Source organism: Caballeronia sp. LZ003, from assembly GCF_031451465.1.
Taxonomy (GTDB): Bacteria; Pseudomonadota; Gammaproteobacteria; order Burkholderiales; family Burkholderiaceae; genus Caballeronia.
Genome location: NZ_JARUXJ010000214.1, coordinates 1 through 401, shown reverse-complemented (window position 1 = coordinate 401; position 401 = coordinate 1). Strand labels below are relative to the sequence as shown.

Genomic DNA, 401 nt, shown 5'->3' with positions numbered 1-401 from the left:
ACCAGTTGATGTCGTGACTGCTCAGCCACAACCAAAAGTTTCCGCCCGCCACGGGCACAGCCTTCGCCGCGCTGGCGCCCCACTCGTCTTTCATTGGATTTCCCGCTAAGAGATTTGTGAACGTTGATCGCTATCGCACAACGCCTTCCATGTGCGCACCGCGCAGATTCGTACCCGCCAGGTCCGCACCGCGAAGCTTCGCCTTTTCAAGACGCGCTCCATCCAGGTCCGCGCCGCTTAGGTCGGCTCCGCGCAAGTCAGCATCGGACAGATCCGCGCTGCGCAGACATGCTCCGCTCAGATTCGCACCTTTCAGCGACACATTTACAAGAACCGCGCCCCGCAAATCAGCGCCACGCAGGTCTGCACATGTGAGCTTTGCTCCAGTGAAGTCGACATCG

General features: G+C 59.9%; 1 protein-coding gene. It reads right to left on the bottom strand.

Annotation, left to right across the window (positions count from 1 at the left end):
• Positions 1-130 precede the first annotated feature (130 nt).
• The coding region (locus QCE79_RS34510; protein WP_309852273.1) for a pentapeptide repeat-containing protein at positions 131-401 on the bottom strand (271 nt) is incomplete at its 5' end.